This window comes from Rhodoferax sp. (assembly GCF_023700745.1).
Classification (GTDB): domain Bacteria; phylum Pseudomonadota; class Gammaproteobacteria; order Burkholderiales; family Burkholderiaceae_C; genus Rhodoferax.
Map to the genome: position 1 here is coordinate 17,537 of NZ_JAMPYG010000003.1, position 21,663 is coordinate 39,199.

At 56.4% G+C, this 21,663-nt stretch carries 20 protein-coding genes; 6 read left to right on the forward strand and 14 right to left on the reverse strand.

The genetic code is table 11. From position 1 onward, the window contains the following. Positions 1-130 precede the first annotated feature (130 nt). From NDJ10_RS03905 to NDJ10_RS03930, 7 genes are all read right to left on the reverse strand, one after another. Complete coding sequence (locus NDJ10_RS03905; RefSeq protein WP_296159844.1) at positions 131-1,255, reverse strand: EpsG family protein; 1,125 nt, start codon at positions 1,253-1,255, stop codon at positions 131-133. Between the two features lie 136 nt (positions 1,256-1,391). Beyond that, the gene (locus tag NDJ10_RS03910; protein WP_296159845.1) at positions 1,392-2,576 is read right to left on the reverse strand and encodes a glycosyltransferase family 4 protein; all 1,185 of its coding nucleotides are present in this window, start codon (positions 2,574-2,576) and stop codon (positions 1,392-1,394) included. Next, positions 2,573-3,463, reverse strand: a complete 891-nt coding sequence (locus tag NDJ10_RS03915; RefSeq protein ID WP_296159847.1) for a hypothetical protein — start codon at positions 3,461-3,463, stop codon at positions 2,573-2,575. The genes NDJ10_RS03910 and NDJ10_RS03915 overlap by 4 nt, the downstream gene beginning before the upstream one ends. Positions 3,464-3,482: 19 nt before the next feature. After that, a complete protein-coding gene (locus tag NDJ10_RS15250; protein ID WP_363318686.1) occupies positions 3,483-4,424 on the reverse strand; it encodes a class I SAM-dependent methyltransferase in 942 nt (313 codons plus the stop codon). Positions 4,425-4,503: 79 nt separating this feature from the next. Next, positions 4,504-5,757, reverse strand: a complete 1,254-nt coding sequence (locus tag NDJ10_RS03920) for a flippase (protein WP_296159848.1) — start codon at positions 5,755-5,757, stop codon at positions 4,504-4,506. Between the two features lie 95 nt (positions 5,758-5,852). Continuing rightward, positions 5,853-7,280, reverse strand: a complete 1,428-nt coding sequence (locus NDJ10_RS03925) for a mannose-1-phosphate guanylyltransferase/mannose-6-phosphate isomerase (protein ID WP_296159849.1) — start codon at positions 7,278-7,280, stop codon at positions 5,853-5,855. A 231-nt stretch (positions 7,281-7,511) separates the two neighbouring features. Further along, positions 7,512-9,509, reverse strand: a complete 1,998-nt coding sequence (locus NDJ10_RS03930; RefSeq protein ID WP_296159850.1) for an SDR family oxidoreductase — start codon at positions 9,507-9,509, stop codon at positions 7,512-7,514. Between the two features lie 218 nt (positions 9,510-9,727). On the opposite strand from NDJ10_RS03930, the gene NDJ10_RS03935 reads away from it, so the two are divergent. The 4 genes from NDJ10_RS03935 to NDJ10_RS03950 are packed head-to-tail and all read left to right on the forward strand — an operon-like array spanning position 9,728 to position 13,077. After that, positions 9,728-10,336, forward strand: a complete 609-nt coding sequence (locus NDJ10_RS03935) for a phasin family protein (protein ID WP_296159851.1) — start codon at positions 9,728-9,730, stop codon at positions 10,334-10,336. A gap of 33 nt (positions 10,337-10,369) precedes the next feature. Next, entirely contained in the window at positions 10,370-11,620 is a 1,251-nt protein-coding gene (locus tag NDJ10_RS03940; protein WP_296159852.1) for a patatin-like phospholipase family protein, read from the forward strand. After that, positions 11,617-12,279: a TetR/AcrR family transcriptional regulator gene (locus NDJ10_RS03945; protein ID WP_296159853.1), complete on the forward strand. Its 663-nt coding sequence runs from the start codon at positions 11,617-11,619 to the stop codon at positions 12,277-12,279. The genes NDJ10_RS03940 and NDJ10_RS03945 overlap by 4 nt, the downstream gene beginning before the upstream one ends. Before the next feature lie 24 nt (positions 12,280-12,303). Then, the gene (locus NDJ10_RS03950) at positions 12,304-13,077 is read left to right on the forward strand and encodes a hypothetical protein (protein ID WP_296159855.1); all 774 of its coding nucleotides are present in this window, start codon (positions 12,304-12,306) and stop codon (positions 13,075-13,077) included. Between the two features lie 3 nt (positions 13,078-13,080). Here NDJ10_RS03950 and NDJ10_RS03955 read toward each other — a convergent pair whose 3' ends face one another. Beyond that, entirely contained in the window at positions 13,081-14,529 is a 1,449-nt protein-coding gene (locus NDJ10_RS03955; protein WP_296160115.1) for a wax ester/triacylglycerol synthase family O-acyltransferase, read from the reverse strand. A gap of 180 nt (positions 14,530-14,709) precedes the next feature. On the opposite strand from NDJ10_RS03955, the gene NDJ10_RS03960 reads away from it, so the two are divergent. Next, positions 14,710-14,964: an acyl-CoA-binding protein gene (locus NDJ10_RS03960; protein WP_296159856.1), complete on the forward strand. Its 255-nt coding sequence runs from the start codon at positions 14,710-14,712 to the stop codon at positions 14,962-14,964. Between the two features lie 14 nt (positions 14,965-14,978). Here NDJ10_RS03960 and NDJ10_RS03965 read toward each other — a convergent pair whose 3' ends face one another. Both NDJ10_RS03965 and NDJ10_RS03970 read right to left on the reverse strand, forming a co-directional pair. Continuing rightward, a complete protein-coding gene (locus NDJ10_RS03965) occupies positions 14,979-15,302 on the reverse strand; it encodes a polyhydroxyalkanoic acid system family protein (RefSeq protein WP_296159857.1) in 324 nt (107 codons plus the stop codon). 137 nt (positions 15,303-15,439) lie between these two features. Beyond that, entirely contained in the window at positions 15,440-16,501 is a 1,062-nt protein-coding gene (locus tag NDJ10_RS03970) for an aminopeptidase (protein WP_296159858.1), read from the reverse strand. Between the two features lie 37 nt (positions 16,502-16,538). Between NDJ10_RS03970 and NDJ10_RS03975 the strand changes: the two genes are divergently transcribed. Continuing rightward, the gene (locus NDJ10_RS03975) at positions 16,539-16,874 is read left to right on the forward strand and encodes a DUF1840 domain-containing protein (protein ID WP_296159859.1); all 336 of its coding nucleotides are present in this window, start codon (positions 16,539-16,541) and stop codon (positions 16,872-16,874) included. On the opposite strand, the gene NDJ10_RS03980 is transcribed toward NDJ10_RS03975, so the two are convergent. From NDJ10_RS03980 to NDJ10_RS03995, 4 genes are all read right to left on the reverse strand, one after another. Next, on the reverse strand, positions 16,875-18,131 hold the full coding sequence (locus tag NDJ10_RS03980) for an AMP-binding protein (protein WP_296159860.1): 1,257 nt from the start codon (positions 18,129-18,131) through the stop codon (positions 16,875-16,877). Between the two features lie 25 nt (positions 18,132-18,156). Next, a complete protein-coding gene (locus NDJ10_RS03985) occupies positions 18,157-18,969 on the reverse strand; it encodes an ABC transporter ATP-binding protein (RefSeq protein WP_296159861.1) in 813 nt (270 codons plus the stop codon). 177 nt (positions 18,970-19,146) lie between these two features. Beyond that, positions 19,147-20,460 carry an ABC transporter substrate-binding protein gene (locus tag NDJ10_RS03990; RefSeq protein WP_296159863.1) on the reverse strand — a complete coding sequence of 438 codons (1,314 nt, stop codon included), beginning with the start codon at positions 20,458-20,460 and terminating at the stop codon, positions 19,147-19,149. Positions 20,461-20,537: 77 nt separating this feature from the next. Next, complete coding sequence (locus NDJ10_RS03995) at positions 20,538-21,614, reverse strand: branched-chain amino acid ABC transporter permease (protein ID WP_296159864.1); 1,077 nt, start codon at positions 21,612-21,614, stop codon at positions 20,538-20,540. Positions 21,615-21,663: the final 49 nt, after the last annotated feature.

Sequence of the window (21,663 nt, forward strand, 5' to 3'; positions counted from 1 at the left end):
CACTACCCTGAAAGTGACCTAGACTAAATCCTAGGCCAATTAGCCAATTACAGCCACACAACAACTAGAACTTCAGTTGACTACACATCTAGCACATGCAACCTTTATAACCATTAACTTGATAAACAATTTAAAACTCAGCCTCCATGCGCAGACGTCCCACCCCTGATGATATTCCGAGCAATTTATGAAAGTACGACTCATAAGGAACAAAGAAGCTATTTTCCTTCACTAGGGTAAAAATTAACATGGAAAAGGCAATAGATGCAACAATAGTTCGAATGGTAATTTTAAATAAAAATGATTTACGATCGATAATCAATGCCAATGCCATTCCTTGGACCGGCACAGCCGCAAGCATAACTCGATTCCAAATAGATGGGATTTGATAACCAAAAATAATTGAAGCAATTAATCCGATTGTTAACCAGATTGCCACATTGGACACCACATCAACTTCAGAATTTCGTGGTGCACCATAAGAAACTCCAATAGCTATTAAAATATTGTACAAAATATACAAACCAACGGTGAAAGGAATATTCTCTGAAAAACCTGAGGAATAGGAACTAAATTTTGAGAAAAAACTATCTCCATCGATCAATGACAGGAGCGAAAAAAACTCGCCAACGTCTATCACAAAACCAGCAAAGATCATCACCGAAGATAAAATAATTACCGACAAAAAAGACAAGCGGAAGCGCTTAAGTAAAACCAATGGTAAGGTAAAAATAACAAAAAAATGGAACAATGCACCAACCAAGACCATCAGAATAAAAAATTTTCGCCTTCCTTCAAAAAGGTAAATTAAACCAATATAAAAAAATGAAATTCCCAAAGAATATCGCACAACAATAAAATACGCCAACAAGTAACAAAATCCAATATATAAAACGAGCGGAACATATAAATTAACTCTAATTGAGACGAGTAATTTATATAAAGCGAATGAATAAAAAATTGCCGACAATAAAAAAATAGACTGAATTGACCCACCGAATGATTTTACAATATAAGAAAAAATAAAATACAAAGGCTCAAATGAGCTATCCAATATGCTGTCGATCAAAGTTATTTTGGTATTTATTTGATCGAAATTAATTTCATATGCCAGCCAATCATACCCCGTCTCGTATCTGAGACCACCCACCATGGCCATACTAAAAAGAATGAATATCAGTACAAATCGACGATACGCACCATCGGCCAGCACAGCCAAAATAACAATTAGATACAAACAGATATATATTGCCAACGCATTAATTTCTAAAGTTAATATTTTATTTAATATTCATTGACCTACAAATTTTCTTCGGGGATTAAAATCCTCAAATAAACTATTATTTATTGGTCAAGGAAAAGCTTTCAATCAAAAAAATTGTCAACTCCATCTATAAAAGCCCGATAATATCTGCCGCTTTTTCAGAATTAAATTTATTTGCAAAACATTCTCGACAATTTTGAGACATTTTTCCTCGCTGTTCGTGATCAATGACCAATTGAGAAAGCGCAAAAAAAACAGAATCATCGTCATCAGGATGAACATAAAAACCAACTTTATTTTCGTTTATAAAAAATTTAATAGCCGGATTTAAACAATCCATCACCACCACAGGCAACCCAGCACGCATGTAGTCGACTAGTTTTGATGGGAAGCTCGGACATCCCGTTGCATCATCCAATGAAACAAACCCTGCCAAGCAATGCCGAATAAGTTCAACATACCTAGCACGTGAAATTGAATTCGTAAAAACTATATTTTTAATTTTTCTTTCTGAGCAGGCCGATTTCAATCTTGATAATGCATTTCCTTTACCAATGACCAAAATACGCAATGCTGGATCTACAAGAGCCGATATTTGACATAGCTGGATGAAATTAAGCAGACCGCGTCCTTCGGCAAGTTGTCCACCAAACACAATAGTTTTACATAGATCATCCGGTGCGTTGTTAGATATGCTACTTCCGCTAGACATATCCACCCTCCCCCCCCATAGACCTGTAGTGACCACCTCAACATCAGCCGGTATTCGATAGTTTGATTCAAGAAAAGTTTTGTAATCATCTGATAGAACGCATATTCTTGAGCATCTTGAGTAAATAGCTTCCTCAATGAGGTGTAGAGCAGGGGAAATCGCACGCGGAATCATGCCAAGCTTGACTTGATGAATCGGGAAGAAGTCCCAGCATAATGCAACCCAACTACACTTCAGGAAGCGGTGACCTAACAAAAGAAACAGAGTAAACACTGTCATTGGTGTAGTTAGCAAGCATACATCGAAATTCTGCGCACGCAGCCTTCGGCGCAAGCTAAAATAAGCGAGAGCGGAAGACATCAACCAAACTATCGGCAATCTAAATATTCGTGGTAACCATGTTAATTGCAGGCGTGCGACGCTATAAAGTAATACATTTCCCTGTTTCCGCTCACAAGGTCCACCATTGTCGTTGTGCCAATCTATATTTACGACTGTTACGGAATCGCCGCGTGCGGCATATGCGTCACATATTTCATTAGTTAGATACGGCGACTCTGGGTCGACCGGAAACTTGGTTGTAAGCAGCAGAATATTCATATAGGCGACCTCATTCGAACCCAAGTTCGCATCTTCCAGAGAAATAGCGTAAAGTAGAGTCTGACCGCGAACCCAAGTCGGTGCTTCCCTCTATTAATAAAGATCAGCCCGCCATCCGCCAGCTGAATCGCTCCTGACAAACGATGCTCTAAATAAAAACAAAGTGCCTTCCTGATTTGCATCTCTGGAATATGCCCTATGGAAAGGGCCGGACGCCATACACCACCGGTTGGTGTGAGCAAAACAAGTTTCAAATATGAGTGAAACTTCGTTCCTATTAATTCTGCAAGTCTTAATCCCACATCCTCAGCATTATTTTCAGAATAGTTATTTGGAAAAGCAGCCATACAACGCTCGGTAAGGGAGCGTAGTAGCCCAATCGCCTTAGCATTGGCAAAAAAACAGGCTGAGCATATGTACGATTGAGCCCCAGACCATGGATTGTTCTGCAAGAAAAAGCGGTAATCGGCGCTAAAACCCACCATACAAGGCACATCTAGTCTTTCGGAATAGTCCAAGTCACAGGCCAGCCGTCGAAGAATCCACCAAGATGGCAGCTTCGTAAATAGCGAGTCGTTCATGAAAAGTACTCCAGAGTCCATCTCACCCTCTTTCAGAAAAGCTAACCCTTCGTAAAATGCGGAAAAATCAAGTAACATATTGCTACCAGTCACTTGACTCACCCTTCCCATCACATCATTTAGGCCCTCAAGGTTGAGTTCCATGTAGTCGCCGTTGTGAACGACGACTAACATTCGCAAATCAAAAAGTTGACTCGTCAGCAGGCGCCGCACTACATCTTGAAGAGCCTTGGCGCTCAAGTAGTAGTGACATAGAACGAGGCAAATGGCTGGTCGACAGGCGATTTTCATTTCTCTAGATTTCACACAATTCATTCAACGTATTTCAATCACAGACTATCTCGATGATGTCTTGGTGTTTTGTAAGCGGTATGACTGATGTAATCATGTGTAAGAGCTTGTTCAGGACACGTACTACCCATCCACTCTCTCCCAATTTTGCCCGCATGGATGCCTCAAATGTATGGATTGGCGCTGGATAAACTTTTATGCTCCTAATACCAAATTTACCCAGTTCCATTTGAAGCACCTCAAGTGATGGCAGACACAAATGCCGAGGTGCCTCCAACCCACGCCAGTGACGGCCAAACCAACGTCTAACAACGCTGCTTGGATTTGGATACGCAATGAATAGGCTCCCACCAGGCTTGAGCGCATTCACCAAGCTACTGAGCAACTGGCGAGGCTCATGAACATGCTCGATTACGTGCGAGCACACAATGCATTCAAATGAGCTTCGATATTCACAAAGGAGTTCGAATGATCCATGCTGGACGGAGAGTCCTTTACTGCAGGCTGCATCCACCGCTTTTGCATCAATCTCGAGGCCCCTTACTTGCCACCCCATTGCTTGAGCAGCCAAGAGAAGATCGCCACTGCCGCAACCCACGTCGAGTAGTTTGCCACGCGGCAGGCACGCCAACTGGTCAAGTGGAAACTTGCGCGGGATCATCGGTTTTAATACACTAAGGTAGCCACCAAACCGATAATGAAGGCGAGGCCCTTGATCTATTCCAAGCCAATGAAACAAGCATTCATTTCTTAGCCTAAGCTTGAAGCTCGACCTTACTCCCTGAGCCACGGTTTCTCCCTTATGCGTGTAATAAGTGCTATATGCACGCCAAATCGATTCAGCGGTTGGGCGAGGGTCCAAATAGAGAGAACTGCATTCATCACAAAGCCAATAGTTCCAACTCCCGGGGGCACACGCAAACGCCCAGTCTTTGACCCCACGATGTGCCAACGTGCGCCGCTCAGATTCACACATTGGACAAACCGAAACAGACTCGATGTCTTTCTGTGGCCAAGCCTGATCAATGATCGAAGCAGATTTTGGAAATATGTCTTTATGCGCCACTCAAAGTCCTCCCAACAGCAATCCGTAAGAGCGCAAGGTCAAGCGCCACGCGCACTGTCCAGGCAATGGCAGCACCGATGAGTCCATATTTCCGGGTTAACGCCCAAATTAACGCCGCATACAGCAGCATTTCAACCAAGTGAAAAATAGCCGTGATCTTAGGCTTCCCAATCGCCTGGATCACGGTGTATGGCACCATTGCCATAGAGTTGAGCCAAATGCCCACGATAAGTACGAGTGTTACCGGCAACGCACTTTGGGCAAAGGTCGGTGAAATCCAAATGCTCAAGCTAGGGTAAGCCAACACAGCCGCGGAACAACAGACGCAAAACATCCAAAGGGAAACCCTCTTAGTGTTGTGGTGATATGCCGCCACAGTTTTTTCGCGTGACAGTGCGGCAAGCTGTGGCAGTAGAGCGCCACATAAGGCAGTGGGGATTAATAAAAGACGCTGCAGCGCTTCTTGGGGAATAGCGTATTGAGGTAATAATTGTGCACCGACCACAGCGCTAACGAAAAATCTATCGCCATACACCATCAGTGGACCAACAATGCCTGTTACTGTTACCCACACACCATAATTGAGCAGGGCGGCAAGATGTGCGCGTTCGAGCTTACTGGGGAGTAACATGAACTGACGCAGCTGGTATAGAACTAACAGCATTAGGACGAGTCGGCCGATAACCATGTACAAGGTGGCAATCCACAAGTGGTTACCGTGGGCATACACAGACCATGCAGGTAATGCAAACATAGCGGTGCCAAGAACTAAGCGATTAATGTTGGATGCCGAAAAACGATTGAGCCCCTCTAGGGCACCGCGCAGGCCACTAGATATGGTTGTCGGGATGATGCCTACTGCTGCAATTAAGAACGAGAGCAGCGCGTCGTACTGCCATTCTGCGCGGATATGCAACCAAGTACTGGACAAGGGCTTGGCTAATACTGCGACGATTGCTGCACCAATCAATCCAGTTGCACACGTTAACGCGATACCGGCACGCACGTAGGGCGCAAGCTCGCTTGGTGAAGCAGACGAGCGCCGGGCAAGCTCGTAAGTAAGAGCCCGACCGACACCGAAGTCGAACAGGCTAAAGTAGCCAATCAACGCCCACACCAGCGTGAGCACACCAAAACCTTCCATCCCCAGGACGCGCAGTAGGTAAGGTATGGCAAAAAGTGCTACTAGTAAGGGCGCGCCCGCTCCTACAAGATTCCATAACGTATTTCGCCTCAGTGACATAACTAGCGCGATGTTGGGTAACCAAGAGAGTATCGACTCTGTGGGTCACAGCTAGCGCACTGACCTGCAACGTAAATTTTGTCTTGCTCGCTCATTTATGTTGTTCTGCCGTAAGTGTCTTCAAACCGCACAATGTCGTCTTCACCCAGATATTCGCCGCTTTGTACCTCGATCATCACCACGTCAACCACCCCGGGGTTTTGCAGGCGGTGTTTGTGGCCGGCAGCAATGTAGGTGGATTCATTTGGTCTGAGGATGATCTCGTTGTCACCATTTACAACCTTGGCGGTGCCACTGACCACCACCCAGTGCTCGCTGCGGTGGTAGTGCATTTGCAGGCTCAGGCTGGCGCCGGGCTTGACCTCGATGCGCTTGATCTTGAAGTTGCGGCCCTCTTCCAGCACCGTGTAAGTGCCCCAGGGGCGGTGCACGGTGCGGTGGTGTTTATGCGCCTCGTGGCCCTGGGATTTGAGGCTGGCGTAAATGTGTTTGACATCCTGCGCGCGGCTGCGGTCGGCCACCAGCAGGGCGTCAGGGGTGTCGATGATGAGCAGGTTGCTGACGCCCACGGCGCCCACCAGGCGTTCGTTGCTCTGGATGTAGCAGTTGTTGACATCGTGCAATTGCACTTCGCCTTCGATGCGGTTGCCATTGCCATCCTGCACGGTCAGGTCGCCAATGGCGCTCCACGAGCCAATGTCGCTCCAGCCAATGCTGCAGGGCACCACGGCCACGTTGCGCGACTTTTCCATGACGGCGTAGTCAATGGAGTTGTCTGGCACCTGGGCGAAGGCACTGGGCGTGAGTTCGATCTGGGTAAAGCCCTTGCCGGTTGCCGTGCTGGCTTGCTCGATGCAGGTGCGGGTGGCCGCCAGGATGGCCGGGCAGTGTTGTGCCATCTCGCGCAGCATGGTGCCAGCAGCAAAGCAGAAAATGCCGGCGTTCCACAAATAGCGGCCGGTGGCCAGGTATTCCTGCGCTTTTTCAAGGCTGGGTTTTTCAACGAACCGAAGGACCGTGCTGCCATCGGCCTCGATGTAGCCATAACCGGTTTCGGGCGCCTCTGGCTGGATGCCAAAGGTGACCAGCTTGCCTTGCCGGGCCAGTTGCGTGGCTTGGGCCACGGCAGCGGCAAAAGCGGCTTGGTCGGCAATGAGGTGGTCGGCGGCAAGCACCAGTAACACAGCGTCTTCACCTTGCGTGGCCGCCACTTGCAGCGCAGCGGCGGCAATGGCAGGCGCCGTGTTGCGGCCGAAGGGCTCCAGAATGTAACTGTTGGCCAGCTGGTTGTGGCTGGTGCCGGCTACTTCGCGGTACTCGTCTTCGGTTTTAAAGAAAAGTTCACGGTTGGTAACGGTAAGCACCTCGGCCACGTCAGGCAGCGCCGCGCCGCGCAGCCAGGCTTTTTGCAGCAGGCTTTGGCCGTCTGCCAGGCGAATGAAAGGCTTGGGGTGCAGCTCCCGCGAGACTGGCCACAAGCGCGACCCGGCACCACCACACAAAATTGTAGGTATCAGCTTCAAATTTTCCCTGCCTGTTCGAGCCTCAAATAAAGCCTGCGCCTATCTGGACTTATTGTTTATTACCGGCTTAATTTTACCTGTACGCCTGCTGACGCGTGTCTGACGGCTGACTGGGTATGTAACTGAATGTACAACGGCGGGGGCGATACAGGCAACATGAGGTAGTCACGAGGCATGCATTGCCGCGCTTCGCTCGCAATGACAGCCATAACATCATCGCGCTGGCAGCCCTCAAAAATGAATCCCCCGCATCATCTGCTGCATGGCCACCGCCTCGGCTGAGAACTGTTGTTTGACGGGCTTGTCGCCCGGCTTGGCGCCCTTGGCCGCAGTGGAATCGGGGAACATCCTGAAGCTGGTGTTCATGGCGATTTGCGCTACGCGCGGCAGCAGGGCATGGAGAACCTGGCCGGTGATGCCGAGCCGGGTGGCGATGCGCACCGGTTTGAAGATGCAGGCCTGGGCGGCCAGGTCGGCGGCTTCTTCGGGGCTGAGGGTGGGCACGTTGTTGTACAGGCCGGTGGGCGCGATCATGGGGGTGCGCACCAGCGGCATGTTGATGGTGGTAAAGCTGACGCCCTGATCGGCAAACTCGCTGCTGGCACAGCGCGTCCAGGCATCCAGCGCCGCCTTGCTGGCCACGTAGGCGCTGAAGCGTGGCGCGTTGGTGAGCACGCCGATGCTGCTGATGTTGACGACATGGCCTTTGTGCTTGGCCACCATGCCGGGCAGGAAACCCATGGTCACCCGCAGGCTGCCAAAGTAGTTGAGCTGCATGGTGCGTTCGTAGTCGTGAAAACGGTCATAACTGGACTCGATGGCCCGGCGGATGGAGCGGCCTGCGTTGTTGACCAGAAAGTCAACGCCACCGTGGTCCTGGGTGACCTGCGCGACAAAGCTGGCGCAGGGTTCGGCCTCGGAAATGTCCACCGCATAAGCCACAAACTGGTAGCCGCGCGCCTTGGCCTGGGCACAGGCTTCATCCAGCTTGCTTTGGTCGCGTCCGCAAATCAGGGTGATGGCGCCGGCCTCGGCAAACTTGTGCGCCGTAGCCAGGCCGATGCCGGACGACCCCCCGGTGACCAGCACCACCTTGCCGCCCACGGTGCCGCGCAAGGTGCGGTCAATGTGCAGGTCGGGGTCGAGGTGGCGCTCCCAGTAGTCCCACAGGCGCCAGGCGTAGTCCCGCAAATTGGGGCATTCAACGCCAGTGCCCTTGAGCGCGGCCAGCGTGTCGCGACAGTCAAAACGCGTCGGGTAGTTGACAAAGGTGAGCATTTCCTCGGGCAGCCCGAGGTCTTTCATGATGGCGGCTCGCACGCGACGCACCGGCGCCAGCGCCATCAGGGCTTTGGTGACATTGCGTGGAATAAAGCCAAACAGCGCGGCGTTGATGAACAGGTTCATCTTGGGCGCATGGGCGGCCTTGCTGAAGATGTCGAGCACGTCGCCGACCCGGTAGCCCACCGGGTCCACCAGGTGGTAACAGCGGCTGGCCGTGCCTTTTTGGTGGCTGATGGTGTTGAGCGCGGCCACCACAAAATCGACCGGCACGATGTTGATGCGCCCGCCCTCCAGGCCGATGGACGGCAGCCACGGCGGCAGCAGCTGACGCATGCGCTGGATCAGCTTGAAGAAATAGTACGGGCCGTCGATCTTGTCCATTTCACCGGTCTGGCTGTCGCCCACCACCATCGCCGGGCGATAGACCGACCAGGGTAGCTGGCATTCGGTGCGCACAATTTTTTCGCTTTCATGTTTGGTCATGAAATACGGGTGCTCGTAGTTTTCGGCCTCATTGAACATGTCTTCGCGGAACACGCCTTCGTACAGGCCGGCGGCGGCGATCGAGCTCACATGGTGAAAGTGTCCGGCGTCGATGGTGCGGGCCAGTTCGATGGTGTTGCGCGTGCCCTCCACGTTGACCACAATCTGGCTGGCGGCATCGGCACTCAGGTCATAAATGGCCGCCAAGTGGTAGAAGTGGTCAATCTGGCCTTTGAGTTGCTTGAGGTCCGCGGCGGAAATTCCCAGCTTCTTGCTGGTCAGGTCGCCTGTCACAGGGATGACGCGCGCCGCGCTGACGCCCCAGAATTCACGCAGGGCCTTGATCTTGCCCGCACTGCCCGGCCGAACCAGGAAATACACCACCGAGCCCTTGCGCTCCAGCAGTTTTCTGACCAGCCGTTTGCCGATGAACCCGGTAGCACCCGTGACGAAATAACGCATCGATGTCTCCCAAAGAATGGGGCTATTTTTGCCTGAATTGAAGCACGCAAGCTTCATCGTAAACCCGTGCCCACCGTCATCGCGAGGAGCGCTGTGACGCGGTCTTTGGTTTTAGAAAGCTGCCCCTACACATTTGCAGCCATCCTCCTTAAAGTTCATCTCATGCACCGAAGATCTTGGTGCAACAGCATTTACCTTTTAACCACCAGGAGTTCAACATGGTTACCAAGCTCAAAAAAGTCAGCCCCACCGCCAAATCAGCAGCCAAGTCTGGCGGCAAGTCAGCCACCAAGAAGTCTGCCAAGGCTGCTGCACACAAGTCGTCCATTTTGTCTGGCTCGGTGAAAGACTCGGCCCAGCAGATCTGGCAAGCCGGCCTGGGTGCTTTTACCAAGGCGCAGGTCGAAGGCACCAAGGCATTTGAGGCCCTGGTGAAAGAAGGCGTGAGTTTTCAGCGCAAGACCCAGTCTGCGGCCGAAGAAAAAATCAACGAAGCCACGCAAAAAATGACCAGCATGGCCACCGACATCAGCAGCAAGGCCTCGGGCCAGTGGGACAAGCTGGAAAACATTTTTGAAGAGCGCGTGGCCAAGGCGCTCAACAAGCTCGGCGTGCCTTCGGCCAATGACATTGATGCCCTGATTGCCCGCATTGACGCGCTGAATGCCAGCGTGAAAAAACTCAGCGCCACCAAAACAGCGGCCAAGCCCGTTGCCAAAGCGCCCGTCGCCAAGCCAGTGGTCAGAAAAACCCCGGCCCGCAAAGCGCCGGCCGCCAAAAAAGCCGCGCTCCAGGCCGCCCAGCCGGCGCAGGTAAACCCTGAATAAACCGGGGCCTGAAGCGCCCTACACTGCAGTGGTATGACGCGCTACAAAGCCCACGCACCCAAGATCGCCCTGGCGCTGGCCGGTGGCGGGCCACTGGGTGCCATCTACGAGATTGGTGCCCTGTGCGCGCTGCAGGAGTCGCTGAATGGCATCGATTTCAACCGGCTGCAGCATTACGTGGGTGTATCGGCCGGCAGTTTTATTGCGGCGGGTTTGGCCAACGGGGTCACGCCGCACCAACTGTTTTCACTGTTCATTGAAGACCGCCAGCACCAGTCCGAAGCCTTTGACCCGGCCTGGCTGCTGCGGCCCGCCTTTGGCGAGTTTTTTGCCCGCAGTCTGCTGCTGCCGGGCCTATTGTTGGCAGGCACCTGGCAGGGCACGCTGGGGCGCAAATCTTTGATGCGTGCGCTGGAGCACCTGAGCCCGAGCCTGCCCACCGGGATTTTCTCCAATGCCAAAATTGAAGTTGAGCTGGAACGGCTGTTTTCCAGACCCGGCCGCAGCAATGATTTCCGCCAGCTCAAAAGCCGGCTGACCCTGGTAGCCACCCATCTGGACAGTTGCCAACCGGTCGCGTTTGGCCGCCCGGGCTGGGACCATGTGCCCATCTCCCGGGCCGTGCAAGCCAGTGCCGCCTTGCCGGGCCTGTTTCCACCGGTGGAGATCAACGGCCAGCATTTTGTCGATGGCGCCCTGATCAAAACCATGCACGCCTCGATTGCGCTCGACGAGGGCATGGACCTGATGCTGTGCATCAACCCGCTGGTGCCGTTTGACGCCTCGGTGCGGCAAGCCACCACCGAGGCCACCGCCCCTCCCTGGGTCGCGCCGGAGCCGATTCCGCACATTGCCGATGGCGGTTTGCCCGCGGTGCTGAGCCAGACCTTCCGCTCGCTCATCCACTCACGGCTGGTGCTTGGGCTCAAGAGCTACGAGCAGGCCTACCCCAATACCGACATTGTGCTGATCGAGCCCGACCACCGCGACCCTGAGCTGTACCTGGCCAACACCTTCAGCTACAGCCAGCGCCGCCACCTGGCCGAGCACGCCTACCAGCAAACCCGCCAGCTGCTGCGCTCGCGCCAAACCGGCCTGAGCACCAAACTGGGCTACCACGGCATCACACTCAACCATGCGGTGCTTGACGACAGCAGCCGTCATCTGTGCCGGCCCCGGCGCGACCCCAGCCGGATCAGCCATGCACTGACCAGGCTGCACACGACCCTGAACAAGTTGAACCAGGTGGTTCAGGCCGCCCCCCCGGAGAGCCTGCCTGCATGATCAAAAAAGCCCCCCGGCGCACGGCAGAACGCATTCTTGAAGTCACGCTGGGGCTGTTCAACCGCTTCGGCGAACCCAATGTGTCCACCACACTGATCTCGGCCGAGCTCAACATCAGCCCCGGCAACCTGTATTACCACTACCCGGCCAAGGACGAGCTCATCAACGCGCTGTTTGACCGTTTCGAGGCCCCTTTGAACGAGCTGCTGGGTGCGGGTGACGACGTGCGCAACGTCGAAGACGCCTGGTTTTACATGCACACCCTGTTTGAGCTGATCTGGCAATACCGTTTCCTCTACCGTGACCTGAACGACCTGCTGAGCAAGAACCGGCGCCTGGAAACCCACTTTCAGTCGATCCTGAAAAACAAGACCCGTTCCGTCAAGGCCTTGCTGGACGGCATGCGCCGGGGCGGCGCACTGCAAATTGACGCGCGTGAGATCGACGCCACGGCCACCAGCATGGTGGTGCTGCTGACTTATTGGCTCAGTTTTGAATACGTGCGCGACCCGCGCAACGCGCTGGAAGAGCAAAACGCCCAGGCTGCGCTGCTGCGGGGTGCGCAGCATGTGCTGAACCTGCTGGCGCCCTACCTGGAACCGGCCCAGCGCGACCACCTGCTCAAGCTCTCCGATGCCTACAATAAGGAGATCAAATAGAAAGACAGGGCAGAGGAAACAACCATGGCCAAGTGGACGACTTTCCCCTTTGCGGGCGACTACAACTTTGATGCCGCGAGTGTCAGGAATCAATGGACCAGATTGCACGCCGGTGACCTGGAACCCCTGCCCGATGATCCCGGCTTGCTGCAAGCCTGGGCTTATTTTCACAACGGCGATTTTTACAAGGCGATGCATTTGGGACTCGGCATGGGGCTGGCCGGCCTGAACGTAGCCAACAAGGCCGCCTGTGTTTACGCCACTTACCTCGAACGGCAGGAAGCCGCCCGGCTCGCCCTGTTTGTCGAAGTGGCCGGGCGCGCCGAGTCGCAAATCAAACAGCAGCCCGACAACGTCAACGCCTATTACTGGCGCGCCTATGCGCTGGGGCGCTACAGCCAGGGCATCAGCGTGGCCAAGGCGCTGGCGCAAGGGCTGGGGACCAAGGTCAAGACCGACCTGGAACACGTCATCCGGGAGCAACCCACGCATCCGGACGCCCATATCGCGCTGGGCAGCTTTCATGCCGAGGTGATCGACAAGGTGGGAGAACTGATTGGCGCCATGGCCTACGGTGCACACAAGGCCACCGGGCTCACGCTGTTTCAGCAGGCGCTCAAGTTCAACATGGCTTCGACCATCGGCATGGTCGAATACGCCCGCGCCATGCTGATGCTCGACGGCGATGCCATGGTGCACGAGGCCACCCGCCTGTACCAGCAGGCCGCACGCACCCAACCCATCGACGCCATGGAACGCCTGGACGTCGAAATGGCAAAAGCCGAACTGGAAGACTGAAGACTAATCCCCCCAGGGCAGCATCAGGGTCAGCAGGCGCAGCTTTTCAAACTCGGGCTCAAACTGGTCGATGATGGCCTGCGGGCTGGGGCACAGCGTGGTATCGCTGATGATGCCAAATTGCACGCCACCGCCGTAACTCAAAATTGACACCCCCAGGCCAACCGTACCCGACTGCGGCACCCAAAACAGCGCTTGTTCCAGCGTGGCGCCACAAAACCGGAGTTTTTCGCGCGGCCCGGGCACGTTCGTCATCACGGCCGTGGTTTTCCTGGAGAACAGGCTCAGCATGACATCCTGGGCCGGTTTGATCACCATGCCGGCGATGGCCAGCAGGGCATAACTCAGCAGCGGCTGCATGCTGCCTTTCAACTCAGCCATGCGCCGGCGCACTTCGAACACCCGTGCCAGCGGGTTGTCCAGGCCGATCGGCAACACGACCGGCGCCAGACCAAACTGGTTGCCCAGCTGGTAGGCCTGCGCCATCGGTCGCAAATTGACCGGCACCATGGCGCGAATGTCCTTGCCCGCCACCGAGTCACCCTGCGCCTTGAGGTATTCGCCAATGGCGCCGGCCACGCAGGCCAGCAACACGTCGTTGATCGAGCAATGCAGCGCTTTACTGACCGCACGCACATCATCGAGCGGGATCGGCTGGCACCACGCCACCCGTTTGGTGTGGCCAGGGGTGCCTTTGAGGCGGGTGGGTGAATCGTCGGGCATCAGGGCCAGCGCGGCACTGTCGCGCAGCACCTGGCAGGTCAGCCGGGCCACGTCGGCAGAGCCCGCCTTGCCCTTGCTGAAGCCCTGGATGATCAGCTTGTCGAGCAGGGCTTGGGGGTCGCCCATGGCACCCAGGGCCTGCGCAGCACCGTCCCCCGCGGCCGCCAGCGCTTTCACGGTAACCCCTGTCAGCGGCTCGATCACCGTTTGCGCCAACCATTCTTCAGCCGCCTCCCAGCCCGTGAGGGCAGCGGTTCTGGCCTGGTGTTGCGGCGGCTCGGTACCGCCATCGACCAGCGACTGGATCACGGCGATCAGCGCCAGCCCGTCGGCGATGCAATGGTGAATGCGCACCAGCAGCGCCGAACCGCCCTGGTAATGCGTCACCAGCCTGAAGTCCCACAGCGGGTAACGCGGGTCCAGCGGTTGCAGCGCCAGCTCGGCCAGACGCGCTTGCAGGGCTTGTTGCGGATGGGTCCAGGCCGAGGGCGGCAGTTGTTCGCGCAGCACATGGCGCCTGATGTCGAAATCGGTGTCTGTCACCCAGCTCGCACCGGTGGCATCCTGCACCACTTTTTGCCCAAACCTCGGGTATTTCAGCAACCGCGCTTCGATGCGCTGGCAAGCGGCCGCATAACTCACCCCCGGCTTGATGATCCACACCCCCATGATCATCATCAAATTGCTGGCGCTGTCCATGCGCAGCCAGGCCGTGTCCACCTTGCTCATGCGTTCATGCACCGGGGTGATGGGCGGATTGGCCGCGGCGGCGCGGGCGCTGGGGCGATGCAGGCGTGTGACCATGTCAACTCTTTCGGGAATATCCTCTATTTTGCGATCAAAACCCCCATTAAGATCACTCCTGCTAACCCCTGATACACGATCTTTTTAACTGTTAGAGAATTTTTCATGTCTGACCTGAAAACCAAATTTGAAGCCGCCGTAGCCAACTCCAAAAACCTGAGCGAACGCCCCGACAACATGACACTGCTCAAACTGTATGCGCTGTACAAGCAAGCCAGTGCAGGCGACAACGCCGAGAAAAAACCAGGCTTTACCGACATGGTGGGGCGCGCCAAATGGGATGCCTGGAACGCCCTCAAAGGCACGCCCGGTGCGCAGGCCATGCAGCAATACATTGACCTCGTCGAATCACTAAGCTGAAATCGGCAGGTACGTCACGGCGTTTTTTTTCTGCCGTGCTTTTTCTCAGGCGCCGTCAGCAAGGCGTCCAGGTTCTTCACGATCTCGGCCTCGATCGTGCCCTTGAAGGCGCCGAGTAAAAACCCAAGCTGGGCGCGCAACTCAAAGTGCGTCTGGGTCACCGTCAAACTGCCCTTGACACCAGCGCGCACAAATTCGACCTCGTCCTCATGCTTGCCCTGTGCGTAATTGCACTGCATGGCAAATTCCTGCTCGACCTGTTCCGCCCACTGAAAAGCGATCTTGCGCGCCTTGGCCAGCCCCAGCGCGTGTTCGCGAACGATATTGAGTTCAGCCATATTGCCTTCAGGTAAAAAGTTATCGTTATTGCCTCGTCAGTAGGAGCGGCGCCCTGTGGGAGCGGCGCCCTCGCCGCGAATGCCCCCAGAACAGCCTTCGGCCCGAGGGCGGGCCTCCCACAAAGACAGGGCCTCCCTCAAAGTTCCGCTGCCCATTGTTTCAGTTGTTGCGTCCGCTCGTTCTTGGCGCGTTTGGCGAGTTGCCTGACTGCATCATAAAACGCGGGCCAGTCACGCCCTTCGCGCACGAACAGCGCCTCGAAGCCGGGCACCAGCTCGTCGTAAGCCGCCTGGGCCCCAAAAGCGGCATTGTTGGCCTGCGCCACCCAAGCATCGTAGCCGCTGTAGCCGCCCCAACGCCCCTTGAGTTCGGCATAGGCTGCCTTGAAGTCCTGCATGGCCGCATTTTTCATGGCTGCCTGGCTTTTTTCACCCTGTGGCAGCAGGCCATCGGCGGTGTAAATCTGCTGCAGCCGGTCGCGGGTGCTGCGCGTCAAGGCCCTGAATTGCTGGCGTCGCACATCGAAATCGGCATAGGCCTGACGCGCCTGCGGGCTGGCGTGCTGCGCCAGCCAGAGGTGGCCACCCAGGCGCTCCACCGCCGTGGCAAAGGATTCGTTGAATACCGTGTCGTCAGGCACATACACCACCTGGTGCGACAACTCGTGGAACAGCAAACGCGCGACCTCACCATCGGGATAGTGGATGAAGGTGTTGAGCAGCGGGTCACCGCCCAGCCAGTTCATCCAGCCCAGCGTGGAGTAGGCGGGCACGCCATAAACACTGGCCTCCAGACCTGCTGCGCGCTGCGCTTGCGCCTCGGCCTGGGCGTCGGCCTCCGAGAAATAGCCCCGGTAGCCCACGCAGCCGGCCACCGGGAAGCACCAGGTTTTCAGCGTCAGGGAGAACTCGGGCGCCGCCACCACGTTCCACACCACATGGCGGCGGTGCAGGTCGGCGTAGCGCTGGTAGCTGGCGTTGTCGGGCAAGTGCAGTTCAGTCACCGCAAAATGACGCATGTCCCGGGCCAGCACCAGACGCTGTTTCACGGCCGCCGGCGTTGCGGCATCTGCCAGCCAGTCGTCAATGGGGCGCGCCGCCTGCATCAGTTGCAGGTGACCGCTGACCGACTGCGCGTAATAGCGCGCATCGGCACAGCCGGTGAGCAACAAGGCCAGCAGCAGGCCAGGGACTAACATGAGTCCTTTGAGATGAATCACCACAGCAAGGAAACGCATGCTTTACAAGTTCAAATCCAAAGTGACCGGGGATGTGATTATGTTGCAAGCCAACGGCCAGCGGCTGCTGGAGATCATTGGCAAACACACGGCCGCGGAGCCTAGCGTCAAGGGCATTTTGTTGCCCGAGCAGATGCCGCAAGCGCTTGAGGCGCTCAAAAACGCGGTGCTGCAGGAAGAGGCGCAGCAAAAGGAAGCCATCGCCCAAGCCCTGGCTGAAAACCTGCCGCCACCCCGTTTTGATGCCATCGGTCTGCGCCAGCGCACGCTGCCCTTGATGGACATGATCAGGCAGTGCCTCAAAGAAGACGAGGCCATTACCTGGGGCGTCTGATTACTGGTAACTGCGCGCGTCCTCGATCACCTTGCCGTCGTTGGGCAGCGAGCCCGGCAACACCACTTCGACCTGGCCGCGCAGCTTGGTCACGTCGCGAATCGCTTCCATCACTTTAGCGGCCAGGCCATCGGGGCCGCTGCAAGCGGTTTCCACCTTGAGCGTCATCTGGTCGTTGGCCATTTCGCCGCTCACCACCAGGCGGGCCTTGGTGATCTCGGGGAAGCGCTTGGCAATGGTGTCCACCTGCCCGGGGTGCACGAACATGCCGCGGATCTTGGTGGTCTGGTCGGCGCGGCCCATCCAGCCCTTGATGCGCACATTGGTGCGCCCGGTCGGGCAAGTCCCAGGCAACACCGCCGACAGGTCGCCCGTGCCAAAGCGGATCAACGGGTAGGTCGGGTTGAGCGTGGTCACCACCACCTCGCCCACTTCGCCCTCGGCCACCGGGTCGCCGGTGCCGGGCCGCACAATTTCAAGCAGTACGCCCTCATCCGCCACCAGGCCCTCGCGCGCCGAGGTCTCGTAAGCGATGGAGCCCAGATCGGCCGTGGCGTAACACTGGTAACCGGCAATGCCATGGGCGCTAAACCAGTCACGCAAGCTGGGCGGAAAAGCCTCGCCGCCAAACATGGCCTTGGTCAGGCTGGGCAGCGCCACGCCCATTTCGGCGGCTTTTTCCAGGATGATCTTCAAAAAACTGGGGGTGCCAATGTAGCCCGCGGGTTTCAACTCGGCCATGGCCTGCACCTGCTGTTCGGTCTGGCCGGTACCGCCCGGGAACACCGTGCAGCCCAGTGCGTGGGCGCCGGTTTCCATCATCGAGCCGGCAGGTACAAAGTGGTAGCTGAAGCTGTTGTGGATCAGGTCACCGGGGCGAAAGCCGGCGGCAAAAATGGCGCGCGCCATGCGCCAGTAGTCTTTGGCCGTGCCTTCGGGCTCATAGATGGGTCCCGGGCTGGCAAATACACGCGGCACGTCAACACCAAAAGCGCTGGTGCTGAAGCCGCCAAACACGCTGCCGCCCCGGCTGCGGCTGGCGATTTGCTTCTCCAGCAATTCGTGCTTGCGCGTCACCGGCAATCGGGCCAGTGCCGCCCGGCTGATGATTTCTGCAGGATTGACGTCCTTGAGAATCTCGGCAAAAGCGACCGAGGCCAGTTTGGCATGCGCCACCTGCAACGACAAGGCCGCCAGCAAAGCCGCTTCGCGCGCGGCTGGCTCACGCGTTTCCAGCGTATCAAAATAATCGCTCATATTTGTGTTCCTGAAAAGTCAATATTCAAGCCAGCCAGCGTTTGCGGCGTTTGTAGCTTTTGACATCCTTGAAGCTCTTGCGCTCGCCGCCACCCATGCCGAGGTAAAACTCTTTGACGTCTTCGTTGTTGGCCAGGTCACTGGCAATGCCGTCCATCACGACCCGACCTGACTCCATGATGTAGCCGTAGTCGGCGTATTTGAGGGCCATGTTGGTGTTTTGTTCGGCCAGCAAAAAGGTCACTTTTTCTTTTGTGTTGAGGTCTTTCACAATGTCGAAAACCTCCTGCACGATCTGCGGCGCCAGTCCCATGGACGGTTCATCGAGCAGCACCATGCTGGGGTTGGTCATGAGGGCGCGGCCGATGGCGCACATTTGCTGCTCGCCGCCCGAGGTATAGGCGGCCTGGCTGCTGCGCCGGGTCTTCAGGCGCGGGAAATAGGTGTACACCTTGTCCAGGTTGGCCGCAATTTCACCCTTGTCCTTGCGCGTGTAGCTGCCGGTGAGCAAGTTTTCCTCGATGGTGAGGTGGGCAAAACAATGGCGACCCTCCATCACCTGCACCACACCACGCTGCACCAAATCGGCGGGCGACAGGTTTTCAATGCGTTCGCCGCGCAACTCGATCGAGCCCTTGGTAACCTCACCGCGCTCGCCTTTGAGCAGGTTGGACACCGCGCGCAAGGTGGTCGTCTTGCCGGCACCATTGCCGCCCAGGATCGCCACGATCCTGCCCTCGGGCACATTCAGGGACACGCCCTTGAGCACCAGGATGACGTGGTTGTAGATGACTTCAATGCCGTTGACGTTGAGGACGATGTTTCTTGATTCACTCATAGTGCTGTTTCCACGTAACTTGATTGCTCCCGGTGTGCCGGGCGTTAAGCCAACTGAAAAAGCAGCCAGGCCACTTTTTCAGTTGGCGACTCGGATGAGTCGCCGTGATGTGGGAGGCCGTCATCGCGATTGCCGCGTCGCCACGCGCCTCGCAATGACAACCAGTTCCGGCCAATGTCAGGACTGGCAATCGGCCGATTCACGCCGCGTCATCTTCTTGTCGGCGAGGTACTTGTCCGCACCAGACTTGATCATCGGCTTGAGAATCTGTCCGTCGGCCTCGTAGTAGTCCGAGGTAATGCCCCACTTCTTGCCGTCCCAGGTCTCGATGCGCACGGCGGTCGAGCCCATGTGGTCGGCGCAGGAGGTGCTGAGCGGCCGCATCACGCCATTGAAGCCCAGGGCGTCGAGCTTCTTCTGATCCAGTGCCAGGTTTTCCAGACCCCAGCGAACCTGCTCGCCGGTCATGACCTTGCCTTTGCCAAAACGTTCCTGGGCCCGACGCACGGCTTCCTGCGACAGCATCTGGATGATCACGCCGCGGGTGTAAAGCACCGAACCGACCTCGTCCCTCGGTCCTGCGCCCTGCCCCTTGTCATGCACATATTTCAGAATGTCCTGGATGACCTTGGGTTGCTGGCCCGAGGTGTTGAGCGCCAGCGCCTGGTAGCCCTTGGCGCCTTCACCCACGTCTTTCACGTCGGGCTCGGCCCCGGCCCACCACACGCCATACATCTTGTCGCGCGGATAACCGGTGGCTTGCGCTTCTTTCAGGGCCGTGGAGTTCATCACACCCCAGCCCCACAACAGCACGAAGTCGGGCCGGGCCTGGCGCACCTGCAGCCAGGTGGCTTTCTGGTCGACTCCGGGCGCGGTCACCGGCAGCAATTGCAGGTCGAAGCCATGCATCGCGGCGCGCTCCTGCAGCAGCGGAATCGGCTCCTTGCCAAACGGACTGTCGTGGTAGACCAGCGTGATCTTTTTGCCCTTGAGTTTGTCCATGCCGCCGAGCGTCTTGCCGATGTGCTGGATCAACACGTCGGCACCGCTCCAGTAGCTGCCCATCAGCGGGAAATTCCACTTGAATGCCATGCCATCCTGAGACACCGACAGGCCATAGCCCAGCGTCAGCAGCGGAATCTTGTCCTTGGGCGCCTTTTCGGTCAGCGCAAACGTGATGCCGGTGCTTTGCGGATCGAACAGGGCCACGCCGGGCTTGCTTTTCAGGCGCTCGTAGCACTCGACGCCGCGGTCCGTGGCGTAGCCGGTTTCACACTCCTCATAGGTGAGCTTGACACCATTGATGCCGCCGTCGCGCGCGTTCACCATCTTCAGGTAATCCTGCTTGCCGTTGGCCCATGGCACGCCGTTGGGCGCATAGGCGCCCGTGCGGTAAGACAGCAGGGGAAAGAACTGCTCCTTGGCCTGGGCAAATGCCGAAACGCCCGCTGCGGCGATGACACTGGCCAGGACGATGTTGCGGATTTTCATGAAAGTCTCCTAAAGTATTGGCACTTGCATGCCTTTTGATTAACGAACGGAAAACACGGGCGACGAAAGAACTCGGTTCAGTGAGGGAAAGGCCACAGCCGCAGCTTCTGCTTGCCGATCGACCACAGCTTGGCCAGCCCATGGGGTTCGACAATCAGGAACCAGACGATCAGAGCGCCGAAGATGATCAGTTCGGCGTGGGAGGTCATGGCAGTCGAAATCGGAATGCCCACCAAGCCGCCCAGCGCAGGCAGGAACTGGTTCAGGAAGATCGGCAGCACCACGATGAAGCCTGCGCCGAAAAAGCTGCCCATGATCGAGCCCATGCCGCCGATGATGACCATGAAAAGCAGCTTGAACGAGAGGTCGACCGAAAACGCAGCAGGCTCCCACGAGCTCAGGTAGATAAAGCCCCACATGGCGCCAGCCACGCCGACGATGAACGAACTCACGGCAAAGGCAGTCAGCTTGGCGTACATGGGGCGGATGCCAATCACGGCAGCGGCGACGTCCATGTCGCGAATCGCCATCCACTCGCGGCCAATGGCCGAGCGCACCAGATTCTTGGCCAAAAGCGCCAGCAGCACCAGAATCGACAGGCAGAACAGGTACTTGGCGATCGGGTTGTCGATCTTGATGCCCAGCACCTGCAAGCCCGACACCGACACCGAGCCCGACGGTGCGTCGTTGGTGAACCACTTGATGCGCAGAAACATCCAGTCGCTGAAAAACTGCGCCGCCAGCGTGGCCACGGCCAGATAAAGCCCCTTGACGCGCAAACTAGGCAAGCCAAACAAAATACCAAATGCCGAGGCACAGACACCGCCCAGCAACAACGCCAACAGCAGCGGCATGCCATCAACCCGAACAAAGAAGTTGAAGGCGGCATAGGCTCCCACGGCCATGAAGGCCCCGGAACCCAGCGAGATCTGGCCGCAATAACCCACCAGAATATTCACCCCCAGGGCCGCCACCGACATGATGACAAACGGAATCAGGATGGCCCGGAACATGTATTCGCTGGTGACCATGGGCACCACCAGAAACGCTGCGGCAATGATGAGCAGCACCGCCATCCGGTCCTGGGTGATGGCAAAAATCTGCTGGTCAGCCCGGTAAGTGGTTTTGAATTGGCCGTTTTCTCTGTAAAACATTCTTCTTCCTCAAATTCATCTAATCGGTTGGGGACAGAGCTAAAGATCT

Coding starts and splice junctions, on each gene's coding strand:
- NDJ10_RS03910 (WP_296159845.1), bottom strand. CDS start 2,576: ATGAATATTCTGCTGCTTACAACCAAGTTTCCGGTCGACCCAGAGTCG.
- NDJ10_RS15250 (WP_363318686.1), bottom strand. CDS start 4,424: ATGTGTGAATCTGAGCGGCGCACGTTGGCACATCGTGGGGTCAAAGAC.
- NDJ10_RS03920 (WP_296159848.1), bottom strand. CDS start 5,757: ATGTCACTGAGGCGAAATACGTTATGGAATCTTGTAGGAGCGGGCGCG.
- NDJ10_RS03930 (WP_296159850.1), bottom strand. CDS start 9,509: ATGCGTTATTTCGTCACGGGTGCTACCGGGTTCATCGGCAAACGGCTG.
- NDJ10_RS03935 (WP_296159851.1), top strand. CDS start 9,728: ATGGTTACCAAGCTCAAAAAAGTCAGCCCCACCGCCAAATCAGCAGCC.
- NDJ10_RS03940 (WP_296159852.1), top strand. CDS start 10,370: ATGACGCGCTACAAAGCCCACGCACCCAAGATCGCCCTGGCGCTGGCC.
- NDJ10_RS03945 (WP_296159853.1), top strand. CDS start 11,617: ATGATCAAAAAAGCCCCCCGGCGCACGGCAGAACGCATTCTTGAAGTC.
- NDJ10_RS03950 (WP_296159855.1), top strand. CDS start 12,304: ATGGCCAAGTGGACGACTTTCCCCTTTGCGGGCGACTACAACTTTGAT.
- NDJ10_RS03955 (WP_296160115.1), bottom strand. CDS start 14,529: ATGAGCAAGGTGGACACGGCCTGGCTGCGCATGGACAGCGCCAGCAAT.
- NDJ10_RS03960 (WP_296159856.1), top strand. CDS start 14,710: ATGTCTGACCTGAAAACCAAATTTGAAGCCGCCGTAGCCAACTCCAAA.
- NDJ10_RS03965 (WP_296159857.1), bottom strand. CDS start 15,302: ATGGCTGAACTCAATATCGTTCGCGAACACGCGCTGGGGCTGGCCAAG.
- NDJ10_RS03970 (WP_296159858.1), bottom strand. CDS start 16,501: ATGTTAGTCCCTGGCCTGCTGCTGGCCTTGTTGCTCACCGGCTGTGCC.
- NDJ10_RS03975 (WP_296159859.1), top strand. CDS start 16,539: ATGCTTTACAAGTTCAAATCCAAAGTGACCGGGGATGTGATTATGTTG.
- NDJ10_RS03980 (WP_296159860.1), bottom strand. CDS start 18,131: ATGAGCGATTATTTTGATACGCTGGAAACGCGTGAGCCAGCCGCGCGC.
- NDJ10_RS03985 (WP_296159861.1), bottom strand. CDS start 18,969: ATGAGTGAATCAAGAAACATCGTCCTCAACGTCAACGGCATTGAAGTC.
- NDJ10_RS03990 (WP_296159863.1), bottom strand. CDS start 20,460: ATGAAAATCCGCAACATCGTCCTGGCCAGTGTCATCGCCGCAGCGGGC.
- NDJ10_RS03995 (WP_296159864.1), bottom strand. CDS start 21,614: ATGTTTTACAGAGAAAACGGCCAATTCAAAACCACTTACCGGGCTGAC.